This window comes from Pontitalea aquivivens, assembly GCF_046507575.1.
GTDB lineage: Bacteria > Pseudomonadota > Alphaproteobacteria > Rhodobacterales > Rhodobacteraceae > Pontitalea > Pontitalea aquivivens.
In genome coordinates, this window is record NZ_JBKFEY010000122.1 from 1 (window position 1) to 503 (window position 503).

Consider the following 503-nt stretch of genomic DNA (forward strand, 5'->3'; position numbering starts at 1 on the left):
GACGAACCCGAGGTAAACATGATAATAAGGGGAGCTTCCGGCCCGACATTTTCAACATCGTAGGACGGTTCGATGACACACACGTCAGGATAGGGCTTTGACATATTGCCACTAGCCTCGCCATCCTGAAACTCGTAAACGTCACAATCGTATTCTGCCTGCGCCATGCCTGCCCAAAATCTTTCCGCGACCTCTGAGCCGATAACGGAAACCTTCGGTGTGCACTTCTTCAGCACATATTCAATCTCCCGCGCCATAAAGGCCGCGTGAACCGGGGAAAATATCACCCCTAACTGCGCACAGGCCAACTGAAGCAGGATGTGTTCGGCCCGGTTGCTACCATAGAGGATCAGGCTGTCGCCCTTCACAAGACCGATCTTGCAGAGCCACGAAGCCGTTCGCGCCACGTGATCCATCAATTGTTCGTAGGTGTAGCTTCGAACTCCATCAACTAGGGCCATATTTTTCGCATGCAACTTTGCTGTGCGGGAGAAAATGTCAAG

General features: G+C 52.3%; 1 protein-coding gene. It reads right to left on the reverse strand.

The features are described from left to right. A partial coding sequence (locus ACK8OU_RS20445) for an AMP-binding protein (RefSeq protein WP_410305160.1) occupies positions 1-503 on the reverse strand: 503 nt, incomplete at both ends.